The sequence below is a fragment of the Pandoraea cepalis genome (assembly GCF_902459665.1).
Taxonomy (GTDB): domain Bacteria; phylum Pseudomonadota; class Gammaproteobacteria; order Burkholderiales; family Burkholderiaceae; genus Pandoraea; species Pandoraea cepalis.
This window is the reverse complement of the sequence record NZ_CABPSL010000015.1, coordinates 1-13,664: the sequence shown is the minus strand read 5'-3', so window position 1 is coordinate 13,664 and position 13,664 is coordinate 1. Positions and strand designations below refer to the sequence as shown.

Sequence of the window (13,664 nt, the reverse complement as noted above, 5' to 3'; positions counted from 1 at the left end):
AATGCACGAACTTGCCGGACGCTTTGCGATCCGACGTTAGGCGTACGGCGTCACCGCGCGGCGATTTGCGACCGACGTGAACCGTCAGGCCGCCGCACCACAGCACTGTCGAAGGATCTTCTGGGGAGGTGGGGTCGGAGGCGAGTCGTAACGTGCGGTAAACATGGCGTAGCCGAGGGCTTACATTTGCCCGGTACGCTGACGAGAAGCCTTTGCCTCAAGGAGCATGACCATGCTGAGCCCGCATGAAATCGCCACGCTGTTGCTGGCGGCCGCATCCCTTGGCCCGATCGATGCCGATGCGCTCGAACCGCCGGACCTCGCGGCGCTCGAGCAAGCGCACCTGGTGCATGTCAATGTCGACGAGGGACAAGCCAAAGTGATCGTGACCGAGGATGGTCGCCGCGTCCTGCATCGGCTGGGGCTGGCGCGAGCGGGCGGAGAGCGCGTGTAAGCGGCGCGGCCAACGATGGCGCACGCGCATCGCGCAGGGCAAGCGGGAGGGCGTGTCGTCAGCGGGCGGTCCGCACCGACCGCATCAGCGAGGACGGCAGCGGCAGCGGGGTCGATGGAGTCAACGGGAAGGCCCGTCGGCTCAACCGCCCGTGAGTGTCGGCAGGCAGCGACGCTGCCCGCCAATGCATCAGAGCGTCGCGAAGAAAAGGCTTAAGCGCGCGAGCACGATCAGCAGGATCTGCATCAGCAGGAACAGTCCCAGCGGCGACAGATCGAAGCCGCCGACCATCGGAATGACGCGACGGATCGGGCGCAGCAGCGGGTCGAGCAAGTGCTGGAGAATCGGCATGGCGGCGGCACGCGGATTGACCCAGGACAGCACGGCCATCAGCAGCGTCATCCACATCACGAGGTTGGCGCCCCACTTGGCCACCAACACCAACGCCACCAGCAAGCCGCGCGGGAACACCGCGACCGGCGAGACGCCCACGACGGCGGTGATCAGCACCAGATAGACGATGCCGCACAGCCATGCGGCGATCACGCTCGCCCAGTCGATGCCGCCCACGCCCGGCACGATACGCCGCAACGGCAACACCATCCAGTTGGTGAACTGGAACACCCCTTGTGAGAGCGGATTGCGCGGAGGCAATTGCGTCGCTTGCATCCACACGCGCAACAGCAACAACGCGCCGAATAGCGAGAAGACGAGGTCTAAGAGTAGACGGGCGATTTCGACAAGCATCTGGACTCCAACGGATGGTGCGGTCCCCCGCAAAGCGGGCATTGTCGCATGCGTTCGCCGAAGTTCAATGATCTCCCAACGCTTTCAGGGGATGCTCGCCTTGCGGCCACGGCGAGACGAAGAAGGCCTCGACCTGTGCCTGCGGGACTTCATCCAGGGTGGCGTAGCGCCATCGCGGCTGTTTGTCCTTGTCGATCAGCAGGGCGCGCACGCCCTCGACGAAATCACCGGACGCGAACGCGTGATATCCCAGCACCAGCTCCATGCGAAACGCGTCGGCCAGATCGAGCCGACGTCCCTTCGCCAATTGTCGGTCGGTCACGCACAGGCTCAGCGGCGAGCGCTGCTGCAACAACGCGAGCGTGTCGACGGCCCAGGAGGTCTGCGCGTCGCTGGCGAGCGATGCCACGATACCCCGTACGTCGATCGCACTGAAATGCCGGTCGAGGGTGGCGCGCACGTGCGCCAACGGCGCGGCGTCGGTCCACGTGCGCCCCAGCGGGAGGATAGCGGATCGAAGCCGTTCCAGCAGATCGGCGGACGCAGATACCGACGCATGGCGGTCTGCCCGGCTTGCGTCGCCTGCATCGTGGGCCTCGCTCGCGTCGCACGCCGGTCCAGCCCGTCCTGCACCGAGCTTCGCATCGCTGGCGGGGGCGCCCTCCGGCCAATCGACATGCAAGAGTGCCGCACGTAATTGCTGCGGCGCGTCTCCTTCGAGCCAGACGTCGGCGAGCCCGCAATACAGAGCGTCGGCCGCAGTAATCGTTGCGCCGGTCAGACCGAGATAGCGCGCAAGCGTCGGTGCCAGATGCCCGAGGAACCAGCTGGCGCCCACGTCGGGGAACAGGCCGATGCCCGTCTCCGGCATCGCCAGTCGAGTGCGATCCGTCACGATGCGCAGCGCCGCGCCTTGCGCGACGCCCATCCCGCCTCCCATCACAATCCCGTCGAGCAGCGCGATATATGGCTTCGGATACCGGTGTATCAGATAGTCGAGACGGTATTCGTCGATGAAGAACGCCTGGTGATCGCTCGCTTCGTTCACGCGGCTTTCATAAAGCGCTCGCACGTCGCCGCCCGCGCAGAAGGCCTTTTCGCCCGCGCCTTCGATCAGCACGGCCCGCACCGCGGGGTCGTCGGCCCACGCATTGAGCTGGCGCCACATCGATCGCACCATGCCGTGCGTGATCGCGTTCAACGCTTTCGGCCGGTTCAGGGTGATAACGCCGAACCCATTGACCACGTCGAACAACACTTCGTCTTGCGCCTCGACGGCGCGCTCATGCTGAGTCACTCCCCCTCCCCCTTAGCCATGCTGCGCCGATCGTCGCCGCCAGGCCCATGATCTCGTCGCCGTATCGCTTGCCACCGTTGCCGTTTCGCGATCAGTCCAGCGCGCGGGCGATGACCTGACGCTGAATCTCGCTGGTGCCCTCGTAGATCTGCGTGATACGGGCATCGCGGTAGTGACGCTCCACCGGATAGTCCTCGAGATAGCCGTAGCCGCCGTGAATCTGGATGGCGTCGGAGCACACCGACTCCGCCAGCTCCGACGCGAACAGCTTGGCCTGCGACGCCTCGGACAGGCACGGCAATCCCTGGGTGCGCAACGCCGCCGCGTGCAGGATCAGGAATCTCGCCGCGTTGATACGCGTCGTCATGTCCGCCAGCATGTTCGCGATACTCTGATGCTCACGGATCGGCTTGCCAAACTGCTGGCGCTCGCCGGAATACCGCAGCGCCGCTTCGAACGCCGCCCGCGCCACGCCGAGCGCGAGCGCGGCAATACCAATCCGCCCGCCTTCGAGATTGGACAACGCAATCTTCAGTCCCTGCCCCGGTTCGCCAAGGAGCGCATCGTCGCCCACCTCACAGTCGACGAGCGTGATCGGGCACGTATCCGACGCCCGAATACCCAGCTTGTGCTCGGGATGCCCCACTTCGAACCCCGGGGTCTGCGTCGGCACGATGAACGCCGAGATGCCCCGCTTGCCGGCCGCGGGGTCCGTCACGGCGAACACGATAGCGATCGCCGCGCGCTTGCCGTTCGTCACGAACTGCTTGCTGCCGTTGAGCACCCACTTGTCGCCGCGGCGCTCGGCACGCGTTCGCAGATTATTGGCCTCCGACCCGGCCTGCGGTTCAGTCAGGCAGAACGCCCCGATTTTCCGACCGGCAGCCAGATCCGGCAACCAGCGCTCACGCTGCGCGTCGGTGCCGAATTTCAAAATCGGCCCGCAACCCACGGAGTTGTGAACGGACATCATCGTGGCGGTCGACGCACAACCGACGGCAATCTCCTCCATCGCCAGGGCATACGCCGTGTAATCCGTGTACGAGCCGCCGTACGTTTCGGGCACCATCATCCCCAGCAAACCCAGGTCGCCCATTTGCGCAACCATGGCGTTGGGCAACGCGCAGTCGCGGTCCCATTGTGCCGCATTCGGCGCAAGCTGCTCGCTGGCAAACGTGCGCGCCATGTCGCGAATCATGCGTTGGTCTTCGGTATAGAAATCCATGTTCTGTCTCCTGCACCCTGCCGTTATCCGAAGGGATCGCCAGCACCAGTGCCCTATCGATGGGATCAGTGTAGGGATCGCGCCGCATCGGCACCATAGCCAAAAGCAGCAAATTGCATGAGCGGAATTGCCATCGGAAACGGACGAAGCCACCCTCGGTAAAACCCTCGGTTCGGTCTGCGTCACCGAAACGCCTTGCCCGGCGGGGAGCCCCGCCACCATTCAAGTCCCCACTGACGGAGTGGATAAATCCCTCACATACTCTGACCCGTTTGGGCATTGCCTCTCGCCGACGCCACGCATTAGGATGAATTTTGCCAATGCCGAGTGAGCGCCGCGTCCCAGATCAAGACGGCGCCACGGCGGTCCGCGATGCGTGCCCGAGCCTTTCCATCATAGGCGCGCGGTTGCAGACCGGCATCCGACCACAGGAGACGACCCATGACTGCCGACTACGCCGACACCTACCGCGCGTTCGACCTCGACGCGACCGTGCGCGCCACACTTGCCGGCCAACTCGACGCGATGAACGCGTGCGTCGAGTGCTGCGACCGCCATGCGCTTCCCGGGCGCATCGCCCTGTTCTGGGAAGGGAAAGACGGCACGAGCCAAACGTGGACGTTTCGCCAATTGCAAACGCTCTCCGCGCGCTTTGCCAATTTCCTTCGCGAACAGGGCGTGCAGCCCGGCGACCGCGTGAGCGGGCTGTTGCCGCGCACACCCGAACTGCTCGTGACGATTCTTGGCACCTGGCGCGCGGGCGCGGTGTATCAACCGCTCTTCACGGCGTTCGGCCCGAAGGCCATCGAACACCGGTTGCACAGCGCCCAGAGCAAGCTCGTGGTGACCGACGGTGCCAATCGGGCCAAGCTCGACGAAGTGGCCCACTGCCCGCCCGTCGCCACGGTCAGCGGGCCGCGCGGGCAAGGGGTGCGCCGGGGCGACTTCAGCTTCTGGCATGAAGTCGAGCAACACGCCCCCGACTTCGCGCCGGTGCCGCGCAGCGGCGACGATCCGTTTCTGATGATGTTCACCTCGGGCACGACCGGCACTGCAAAGCCGGTCATGGTGCCATTGCGCGCGATCCTGGCGTTCGTGGGCTACATGCGCGACGCCGTCGATCTGCGACCGACCGACATGTTCTGGAACATTGCCGATCCGGGTTGGGCCTATGGCCTGTACTACGCCGTGACGGGCCCGCTCGCGATGGGCATTCCCACGACCTTCTACGACGGCCCCTTCAACGTCGAAAGTACGTACCGAATCATCCAGAAACTGGGTATCACGAATCTGGCCGGCTCACCGACCGCCTTTCGCCTGCTGATCGCGGGCGGCGACAAGGCGGCCGCGCCCGTGAAAGGACAGCTGCGCGCCGTGTCCAGTGCGGGCGAGCCACTCAACCCCGAAGTCATTCGCTGGTTTGCCGAGCACCTCGGCGTAACCATTCACGACCACTATGGGCAGACTGAACTCGGCATGGTCGTCTGCAATCACCATGCGCTGGCCCATCCCGTGCGAGCCGGGACTGCCGGCTTCGCGTCGCCGGGACATCGCGTGGTCGTGCTAGGTGACGACGGACGCGAGTGCGCGGTCGGGCAGCCGGGCGTGCTCGCCCTCGATCGACGGCAATCGCCGCTGATGTGGTTCAACGGTTACTGGGAGCGGGACACGCCTGCGTTCGTGGGCGAGTACTATCTCTCCGGCGACACTGTCGAGCGCAACGAGGACGGCAGCATCAGCTTCGTCGGACGCAACGACGACGTCATCACGTCGGCCGGGTATCGCATCGGGCCGTTCGATGTCGAGAGTGCGCTGATCGAGCATCCCGCGGTGGTTGAAACGGCTGTGGTCGGCAAGCCGGATCCGGAGCGCACCGAAGTGGTCAAGGCGTTCGTCGTGCTGCACCCGCAGTTCGCGCCGACGGACGCGCTCGCGCAGGAATTGCAGGCGCATGTCCGCCACCGGCTGTCCACGCACGCCTATCCGCGTGAAATCGAATTCGTCGCCGAACTGCCCAAAACACCGAGCGGCAAGCTTCAGCGCTTCATCTTGCGCAACCAGGAAATCGCCAAGGCCGCGCAGACGTCCGCCGGCGCGGTCTGAACCTCAACGCGCTTTTCTTTCAGGAATCGCAGCCCATGCAAATCAAGGATCGTGTCTTTCTCGTCACCGGCGCATCGTCGGGTCTCGGTGCAGCCACCGCCCGCATGTTCGTCGACGCGGGCGCCAAGGTCGTGCTCGGTGACATCAATGCCGATGCCGGCGCCCGACAGGCCGAGGCATTGGGCGACGCCGCGCGTTTCGTCGCGACCGACATTACCCGCGAAGACGACGTTCAGCGCCTGGTCGACACGGCCCAAAGCGCGTTCGGCCGTCTGAACGGCGTGGTCAACTGCGCTGGGCTCGTCATGGGCGAACGCATTCTGGGCAAGCAAGGTCCGCACCGACTCGACAGCTTTGCCCGCATCGTCAACGTGAATTTGATCGGCACGTTCAACGTGCTGCGCATCGCGGCAACGGCCATGGCCGCGGGCGATGCCGACGCCGAGGGAGAACGTGGCGTGGTCGTCAACACGGCGTCGGTCGCCGCGTTCGACGGACAGATCGGGCAAGCCGCGTATGCGGCCTCGAAGGGCGGCGTTGCCGCCCTGACGCTGCCGGCCGCGCGCGAGCTGGCGCGCGTTGGTGTGCGCGTGGTGACGATTGCGCCGGGCATCTTCGAAACGCCGATGATGGCCGGCATGACACCGGAGGTGCAGGCCGCACTGGGCGCTTCGGTGCCGTTTCCACCTCGCCTCGGCCGTCCGTCGGAATATGCCGCGCTAGTGCGCCACATCGTCGAGAACGTCATGCTCAACGGCGAGGTGATTCGTCTCGATGGCGCGCTGCGCATGGCACCGAAATAAGTCGTCGCCAGTATCGCTGTCGTACGCTGCACGCGAATTCGGAAAGCGCCGATCCTGTTTTCAGACGGCATCGGAGGCGTCATCAGGGGCCGCACTGCTAGAATCGTTGCGTCCCCTTGCTACGATGTTCCGTTTCGCGACGCATGGAAAAAGGCAGCATTTCGATTCATTTCGTGATTAACGCGTTGGCGCATGTCGAGCGGCTCGGCGGCGATCCAGCGGCATTGCTGCATGCCGCGGATATCGCGCCATCGCTGCTCGCGCACCCGCAAGCCCGCGTTTCCGCGGATCGCTATGCGCAGCTGTGGCGGCTGATCAGTGTCGCGCTCGACGACGAATTCTTCGGGCAGGATTCGCGCCGCATGAAAGTCGGCAGCTTTGCGATGCTGTGTCACACCGTCGTCGCGTGCCGCACCCTCGAGCAGGCGCTGCAACGCGCAACGCGTTTCATGGGGCTCTTGCTCGACGACCTGCAGATGCATCTGGTGCGGGACGGCGCGCTGGCCCGACTCGAAGTCCGTGAGCGCGCAGACGAACGGTCGCCACGCATCTTCGGGCACGAAACACTGCTGATTCTCTTCTATGCGCTGACGTGCTGGCTGATCGCGCGTCGAGTGCCGTTGAGCACAGCCTATTTTTCATTTTCCGAGCCGGCATACAGCGACGAGTATCGGACGATGTACTCGCCGCGTCTGGTGTTCCACGCGACACATACGGCCATCGAATTCGATGCGGCCTGCCTGGACCTGCCGGTGGTGCAGAACGACGAGTCCGTGAAGGAATTCCTGCGCGCGGCGCCGGGCAACATCATCCTCAAATACAAGAATACGAAGGGCATGGTCGCGCGCGTGCGGCGGCGTTTGAAGACGATGCCGACCGATCGCTGGCCGGCCTTCGAAGCGCTGGCGGGCGAGTTCCACACCACACCGTCGACGTTGCGTCGGCGACTGGAGGACGAGGGGCAGTCGTATCAGTCGATCAAAGACCAACTGCGGCGCGATTTCGCGATTCATGCGCTGTGCCACACGTCCAAGCCGATGCTGGAGATTGCCCTGTCGCTGGGCTTTGCCGATCCGAGCGCGTTCTTTCGTGCGTTCCGAAAATGGACCGGGGCGCGTCCCGGCGACTATCGCCGTCAAGCCGTGGCCGCGTGACGCCGATCTGGCCGTTCAAACCGCGCGCGCATCCGCGTTGACATCATCGCCCTCGCCCCGCTCGCCCCGCTCACCGGGCGCGTCGTCATCGAGCTCGATGCGCTTGACCTCGCCCAGCAGCAACAGGTAGCACAACACGCCGGCAATCGCGAAGAGACTGATAAGCCCGAGCGCCCAGCCGAACGAGCCGGTCGCCTTGACGATGAACCCGATCGCAATCGGCGTGACGATGCCCGACAGGTTACCGGCGAAGTTCACCGCCCCGCCCGTGATGCCCACCATGCCCTTCGGCGCGATGTCGGCCACCAGCGACCACGAGGCCGAGGCCACGCCTTGCGCGAAGAACGCGAACGACATGATGGCGATCACGAGGCCGTTGGCGTCGGTCAGCACGCTAAGCGACATGGTCGGCACCAGCAACAAGCCGGTCACGATGGGCGTCTTGCGCGCCGTCCCCACGGCCACGCCGCGACGCAGTAGCCAGTCCGAGAGCAGACCGCCGCAAACCACGCCGATGGACGCCGCAACGAAAGGCACGGACGCCATGCCGCCCGCCTTGAGCACCGTCATGTGGCGCTCGGTGATCAGGTACGTCGGGAACCACGTCAGGAAGAAGTACAACGACGAGAGCGACGCGAACTTGCCCACGCAGATCGCGATGATCTGACGATTCCGGAACAGCGCGAGCAACTTGCGCCACGGGAAAGCGTTCGCGGCGGACCGATCGGTTGGCGCCACCTCGACAAGCGCCCCACCGCGACGAATGTGCGCCAGCTCGGCGGCGTTCACCCAGGCACATTGATCCGGGTCGCGATAGCCGACGAACCACACGCCCGCCCAGACAATGCCCAGGAGACCGGTCGCGTAGAAGATCTCGCGCCAGCCCCACGTGTGGGCGATCCAGAACAGCACGGGCGTGAGGGCCGCCATGCCGATGTACTGGCCCACCAGATAGACACTGGTGGCCACCCCACGCTCACGTTGCGCAAACCAAATCGAGACCACGCGGTTGTTGACCGGGAACGTCGGCGCTTCGGCGATACCCACGCCCAGACGCATGGCAAACAACGCGGCAAATCGCGAGGCGAAGCCTTGCATGAATGTCAGCATCGACCAACCGAGAATCGCGACGCCGTAAATCGCACGCGTACCGAACCGGTCGATGACCCATCCGCCGGGAATGTTCGCGATGACATAGGTCCACGCGTACGCCGAGAAGATAAAGCCCAGCGCGACGGGGTCCAGGCCGAACTCCTGCTTGAGCATCGGGGCGGCCACGGAGAGATTGGCGCGGTCGACATAGTTGATGACCGTGCCGACGAAGACCAGGAAGAGCATCCAGAAACGCACGCGCGACGGGCGCTGAGCCGCAGACGGACGCAGGGAAACTGACATGATGAATCTCGTAATAAGCCGCGGGACAGCGGCACCTTGTTCGCCTCACATTAACCAAATATGGAACGATGGTTATTAGGCGAAACAATTATGACGAAGTGGTTTCAGCGAGACAAGCGCAATCTGGAGAGGCGCGCGATCAAGGCGTGCTGATACAGACCCACTGATGCGGGTGCACCGTCGACGACATGCTGACGACACGCCGAAGGCATGGCGCGTGGGCTGGCGCGCTTTACTTCGTCGCCGCCGACGTTGCGCCTGCGCGATCCGAGCGGTAGTTGAGCTTGTGCGAGAGTTCGTCCGCGGCGGACACGACCTTCTCGACGATGCCGCTCTCGAGCAGGTCCGCTTCTACGCGCGACTGAGGAATCGTCACACTGATCACGGCGACGATCTTTCCGAGATGATTGCGCACGGGCGCCGCGATCGTCGAGATGTTCTGCTCGAAGAATGCCTGGCTCATGCTGTACCCGCGGGCGATGTCGTCCTGGACCACACGGTACAGCGCTTCCACGGTCGTTGGCGTGTGGGCCGTATAGCCTTCGAGCTTGGCTTCCGGGTAAAGCTGCTTGAGCGCCGGCAGCGAGTAGTCGCCGAGCAGAATGTGTCCGACGACCGTCGCATGGGCTGGCAGGCGAGTGCCCACGCGGACCGTGCCGAACACCAGTTCACGGCTCGCCGCTTTGGCGACAAACACCGCGTCGCGCTGATCGAGAATCAGAATATGGCTGGAGAAACCCGTGGCATCGCGCAGCTTCTCGATGACCGGCGTTCCGAGATCGGTCAGTTCAAGCGAATTCAGATACTCGAAACCCAGGCGAAGCACTGCCACGCCCAACCGATAGTGACGATCGTCCCCCGCCTTCTCGATGAACCCCTCGGCTTCGAGTGTCTGCAACAGGCGGAACACCGTCGAGCGTGGGATGCCGAGTCGTCGCGCCAAGTCGGCGCCGGCCAGCACGGGCTCGCGCGCCGAGAACGTCATCAGAACGCGCAGTCCGCGCTCGAGGCCCGGGACGGAGTATTTGTTATCGCTGTCGTTGCTCATGCCGTTTGCGCACGCTGGCGCCGACCGGTGTGCAGGCGTGCCGCGCAACCGATAGACGATATTCATCGAAGGCGCACATTATAGGCCACAGGCCCGCCGTCGGGCCATGACGAAACGCCACGCGGCGACCAGGCCACTTTCTCATCTCCCGAGACTCGGTTGCACCGCGTACGCGCGGAGTTGCGCCCTACCTCGCGTCACCATGCCCTATCGGGGCGCAAGTGAGCACCCATCTTGGGCGACTCGCCGGCAACACGGCCAATGCACCGCAATGGGGGTAATTCCGAAGCGCGTCGACGCGCGCTTTTTGTCATCATGGCGGTTGCAAGCTTGACAAGCTGGCGCATGTGGAGCGAGACACTCTGGCCGGGGCCGAGAATAATAAACGATCCGGACTGGCCAAAAGGCACGTATTCCTTTTCTCCTGACGCTTTTGCGATTGCCTATCCCAATAGCCACCCAGGAGCTGCGCCCACCTGCCAAGTGGGCGTTTTTTTGCTGGTCAAACGCTCCCTTCGCAGTGTGGTTCGCCCCCGCCCGCGGCGTTCTTCATAAGAGAACCCGATGATCTGGCATGCTTGTTGCTTGTATTTCCAGCATCGGGGAACGACGCCGCCTTGGCCGAGGTTTCACGAATAAGCACTTACCGGATTGCATCGGTACCTGCCGGATCGTGAAGCTCGGACTCGCCCCCTGCGGCGCCTCCGTTTGTTTTGGGTCGAGGTGTTATGTTTACTGAACTGAGCGACGTTGAATGGCACGCCCTGCGTGATCTGATTTGTGACCGTCCGGTCCGTACGGAGCGGCGTGGCCGCCCTCAAGTCGAGCAGCGCACGCTGACTAATGCTGTCTTGTGGGTGCTGTTCACGGGCGAAAGCTGGTCCAAGCTGCCCATGCAGTACCCCTCCGTGCCGACTTGCCGCCGCAAACTCAACGAGTGGCGCGAATCAGGCATGCTCGATACGATCCTGAAGCGCCTGCAACAATCGGGCCGCGACATCAGCACCTGCGCGGGTCAGATCAGCAAGCCGACCCGCAGCACGCCCTGCGGCGACACCGATCGCCTGCGCGGGGTGTTCTGGACCAACCCGGCCTCGTGGAAGCCGCCGGTTGCCGTCCGCTGATCGGCAAACCCACCACGACCACCTTCACACCGATTCTTGTCCGACAGGCATGCCGCGCAACGCCCGCGGCACCGTTGGAACCGCACGACGGGGTTAGCCAGATAGCGGCCTAATGCGCGCGAGGTGACCACCGGTCACCTCGCGCGTTTTCACATCGAAACGCACGTCAAAGCGCCGCGCGCACCGCTTCGGCAATCGCGAGTGACGCCGTCAGTCCAGGGGACTCGATACCGAACAGGTTGACGAGTCCCGCGACACCATGCACCGCCGGCCCATCGATGCGGAAGTCTGCCGCCGGCTCGCCGGGTGCGCTGATCTTCGGTCGAATGCCGGCATAGCCGGGCTGCAACGCGCCGTCTGCCAATGCCGGCCAATAGCGCCGCACCGCCGCGTAGAAGCCATCGCCATCGGCGGCATTGACGGTGTAGTCAATCTCGTCGACCCAGGCCACATTCGGCCCAAAACGCGCTTGTCCCGCGAGATCGAGCGTCAGGTGTACGCCCAGCCCGCCCGGCTCCGGCACGGGATAGATCAGGTGCGAGAACGGCGCGCGCTGCGCACAGGTGAAGTAACTTCCCTTCGCGTAATAGCGCGGCGGAATGTATTCGGGGGCAAGGCCGACGAACGTACGCGCGACATCCACAGCATAAAGACCTGCGCTGTTGACGACGATGCTGGCGCGCAGCGTCGACGTGACACCTGCCGTGTCGACATCCAGTTCAATGCCCTCTGCGTGGCCCACCCGGGCACCGACGACGCGCGCGTCGAACGCGAGCATGGCCCCCGCGCTCTGCGCATCGCCCTGCAAGGCGAGCATCAAACCGTGGCTGTCAACGATGCCCGTTGACGGAGACAGTAACGCACCAAAGGTGTTGAGTGCCGGCTCGCGCCGCGCGACTTCGCCTGCAGTGAGCCATTGCAGGTCGTCGACACCGCTGGCGCGCGCGTTGGCGGCAATGGCCTCGAGCTCGCCCACCTGACGATCGCTGGTCGCGACGATCAACTTGCCGCAACGCCGATGCGCCACGCCATGCGAGGCGCAAAACGCATACAGGCGATGCTTGCCTTCGACGCACAACGTCGCCTTGAGCGAGCCGGGTGGGTAGTAAATGCCGCCGTGAATGACTTCGCTGTTCCGCGAGCTGGTGCCGGTGCCGATCGCGCGCTCGGATTCCAGGATGATCACTTCCCGGCCGGCCATGGCCATCGCCCGTGCGACGGCCAACCCGACGATGCCCGCGCCGATCACCACGCAATCGACTTTATCCATCGCTGTTCCTTCGTGACTTTCCGATTCGCATGAAGACGCCACACCGTCGCAGGCCAGCCTCCTCATGCGGATCGGCTGCGGGAGACGATCCCGCAGCCTCACCTCCGAACTCGCTTACAGCGCGCCCGTCAGCTCCGGCACCACCGTGAACAGATCGCCCACCAGACCGTAATCCGCCACCGAGAAGATCGGCGCTTCCGGATCCTTGTTGATCGCCACGATCACCTTCGAATCCTTCATCCCCGCCAAGTGCTGGATCGCGCCCGAAATGCCCACCGCCACATACAACTGCGGCGCCACGATCTTGCCCGTCTGACCGACCTGGTAGTCGTTGGGCACGTAACCGGCATCGACCGCCGCGCGCGAGGCGCCCAGTGCCGCGCCCAGCTTGTCCGCCAGCGGCTCGAGCACTTTCGTGTAGTTCTCCCCGCTGCCCAGACCCCGGCCGCCCGAGACGATGATCTTCGCGCTCGTGAGTTCCGGACGGTCCAGCTTCGTCACTTCACGACCCACGAACTGCGACACGCCCGCGTCCGGCGTCGCCGCCACGGCTTCCACCGCTGCGCTGCCACCGCTTGCCGCGACCGGATCGAACCCCGTCGAGCGCACCGTGATCACCTTCACCTTGTCCGCGCTTTGCACCGTCGCAATCGCGTTGCCCGCGTAAATCGGACGCTCGAACGTGTCGGCACTGTCGACCTTCGTGATGTCCGAAATCTGCGCAACGTCCAGCAGTGCCGCCACGCGCGGCGCGATGTTCTTGCCATACGCCGTGGCCGGCGCCAGGATGTGCGAGTACGCCCCTGCGATCGACACCACCTCGTCGGCGATGTTCTCGGCCAGGCCGTCACCGAAGTACGGCGCGTCGGCCAGCAGCACCTTCTTCACGCCGGCGATCTGCGCGGCCGCGTCAGCCGCCGCCTTCGCGTCGTTGCCCGCGACCAGCACATGCACGTCGTCGCCGCACTGCAGCGCGGCGGCCACCGTGTTCAGGGTCGCAGCCTTGATCGATTGATTGTCGTGTTCGGCAATTACAAGAATGCT

12 protein-coding genes are annotated in these 13,664 nt (G+C 64.5%); 5 read left to right on the top strand and 7 right to left on the bottom strand.

Annotated elements, in window-relative coordinates:
- Window positions 1-232: 232 nt before the first annotated feature.
- Window positions 233-454 (top strand): hypothetical protein, encoded by a 222-nt coding sequence (locus PCE31106_RS17210; protein ID WP_150564123.1) that lies wholly within the window; start codon window positions 233-235, stop codon window positions 452-454.
- 189 nt (window positions 455-643) lie between these two features.
- Here PCE31106_RS17210 and PCE31106_RS17205 read toward each other — a convergent pair whose 3' ends face one another.
- The 3 genes from PCE31106_RS17205 to PCE31106_RS17195 all read right to left on the bottom strand — a co-directional run bounded on the left by PCE31106_RS17205 (window position 644) and on the right by PCE31106_RS17195 (window position 3,723).
- Window positions 644-1,201 carry a YggT family protein gene (locus PCE31106_RS17205; RefSeq protein WP_150564122.1) on the bottom strand — a complete coding sequence of 186 codons (558 nt, stop codon included), beginning with the start codon at window positions 1,199-1,201 and terminating at the stop codon, window positions 644-646.
- Window positions 1,202-1,265: 64 nt separating this feature from the next.
- The gene (locus PCE31106_RS17200) at window positions 1,266-2,498 is read right to left on the bottom strand and encodes an enoyl-CoA hydratase/isomerase family protein (protein ID WP_150564121.1); all 1,233 of its coding nucleotides are present in this window, start codon (window positions 2,496-2,498) and stop codon (window positions 1,266-1,268) included.
- A 91-nt stretch (window positions 2,499-2,589) separates the two neighbouring features.
- The gene (locus tag PCE31106_RS17195; RefSeq protein WP_017233657.1) at window positions 2,590-3,723 is read right to left on the bottom strand and encodes an acyl-CoA dehydrogenase family protein; all 1,134 of its coding nucleotides are present in this window, start codon (window positions 3,721-3,723) and stop codon (window positions 2,590-2,592) included.
- A 441-nt stretch (window positions 3,724-4,164) separates the two neighbouring features.
- On the opposite strand from PCE31106_RS17195, the gene PCE31106_RS17190 reads away from it, so the two are divergent.
- The 3 genes from PCE31106_RS17190 (at window position 4,165) to PCE31106_RS17180 (ending at window position 7,783) form a co-directional block, all read left to right on the top strand.
- Entirely contained in the window at window positions 4,165-5,826 is a 1,662-nt protein-coding gene (locus PCE31106_RS17190) for an acyl-CoA synthetase (protein WP_150564120.1), read from the top strand.
- A 35-nt stretch (window positions 5,827-5,861) separates the two neighbouring features.
- Complete coding sequence (locus PCE31106_RS17185; RefSeq protein WP_017233655.1) at window positions 5,862-6,629, top strand: SDR family NAD(P)-dependent oxidoreductase; 768 nt, start codon at window positions 5,862-5,864, stop codon at window positions 6,627-6,629.
- A 143-nt stretch (window positions 6,630-6,772) separates the two neighbouring features.
- Window positions 6,773-7,783 carry an AraC family transcriptional regulator gene (locus PCE31106_RS17180; RefSeq protein ID WP_017233654.1) on the top strand — a complete coding sequence of 337 codons (1,011 nt, stop codon included), beginning with the start codon at window positions 6,773-6,775 and terminating at the stop codon, window positions 7,781-7,783.
- Between the two features lie 15 nt (window positions 7,784-7,798).
- On the opposite strand, the gene PCE31106_RS17175 is transcribed toward PCE31106_RS17180, so the two are convergent.
- Both PCE31106_RS17175 and PCE31106_RS17170 read right to left on the bottom strand, forming a co-directional pair.
- A complete protein-coding gene (locus tag PCE31106_RS17175; RefSeq protein WP_017233653.1) occupies window positions 7,799-9,178 on the bottom strand; it encodes an MFS transporter in 1,380 nt (459 codons plus the stop codon).
- Window positions 9,179-9,410: 232 nt separating this feature from the next.
- Entirely contained in the window at window positions 9,411-10,226 is an 816-nt protein-coding gene (locus PCE31106_RS17170; protein WP_017233652.1) for an IclR family transcriptional regulator, read from the bottom strand.
- Between the two features lie 728 nt (window positions 10,227-10,954).
- Here PCE31106_RS17170 and PCE31106_RS17165 point away from each other — a divergent pair.
- On the top strand, window positions 10,955-11,350 hold the full coding sequence (locus tag PCE31106_RS17165) for a transposase (RefSeq protein WP_017233651.1): 396 nt from the start codon (window positions 10,955-10,957) through the stop codon (window positions 11,348-11,350).
- Window positions 11,351-11,516: 166 nt separating this feature from the next.
- Here PCE31106_RS17165 and PCE31106_RS17160 read toward each other — a convergent pair whose 3' ends face one another.
- Together PCE31106_RS17160 and PCE31106_RS17155 are read right to left on the bottom strand one after the other, a co-directional pair.
- Window positions 11,517-12,620 (bottom strand): NAD(P)/FAD-dependent oxidoreductase, encoded by a 1,104-nt coding sequence (locus tag PCE31106_RS17160; RefSeq protein WP_150564119.1) that lies wholly within the window; start codon window positions 12,618-12,620, stop codon window positions 11,517-11,519.
- Between the two features lie 114 nt (window positions 12,621-12,734).
- Window positions 12,735-13,664: electron transfer flavoprotein subunit alpha/FixB family protein (locus PCE31106_RS17155; RefSeq protein WP_254441143.1), on the bottom strand; the 930-nt coding region annotated here is incomplete at its 5' end.

Bases quoted from the DNA above. Each gene is read 5' to 3' on its own strand.
- PCE31106_RS17175 (WP_017233653.1), bottom strand. From the start codon at position 9,178: ATGTCAGTTTCCCTGCGTCCGTCTGCGGCTCAGCGCCCGTCGCGCGTG.
- PCE31106_RS17165 (WP_017233651.1), top strand. From the start codon at position 10,955: ATGTTTACTGAACTGAGCGACGTTGAATGGCACGCCCTGCGTGATCTG.
- PCE31106_RS17190 (WP_150564120.1), top strand. From the start codon at position 4,165: ATGACTGCCGACTACGCCGACACCTACCGCGCGTTCGACCTCGACGCG.
- PCE31106_RS17195 (WP_017233657.1), bottom strand. From the start codon at position 3,723: ATGGATTTCTATACCGAAGACCAACGCATGATTCGCGACATGGCGCGC.
- PCE31106_RS17160 (WP_150564119.1), bottom strand. From the start codon at position 12,620: ATGGATAAAGTCGATTGCGTGGTGATCGGCGCGGGCATCGTCGGGTTG.
- PCE31106_RS17210 (WP_150564123.1), top strand. From the start codon at position 233: ATGCTGAGCCCGCATGAAATCGCCACGCTGTTGCTGGCGGCCGCATCC.
- PCE31106_RS17205 (WP_150564122.1), bottom strand. From the start codon at position 1,201: ATGCTTGTCGAAATCGCCCGTCTACTCTTAGACCTCGTCTTCTCGCTA.
- PCE31106_RS17180 (WP_017233654.1), top strand. From the start codon at position 6,773: ATGGAAAAAGGCAGCATTTCGATTCATTTCGTGATTAACGCGTTGGCG.
- PCE31106_RS17185 (WP_017233655.1), top strand. From the start codon at position 5,862: ATGCAAATCAAGGATCGTGTCTTTCTCGTCACCGGCGCATCGTCGGGT.
- PCE31106_RS17170 (WP_017233652.1), bottom strand. From the start codon at position 10,226: ATGAGCAACGACAGCGATAACAAATACTCCGTCCCGGGCCTCGAGCGC.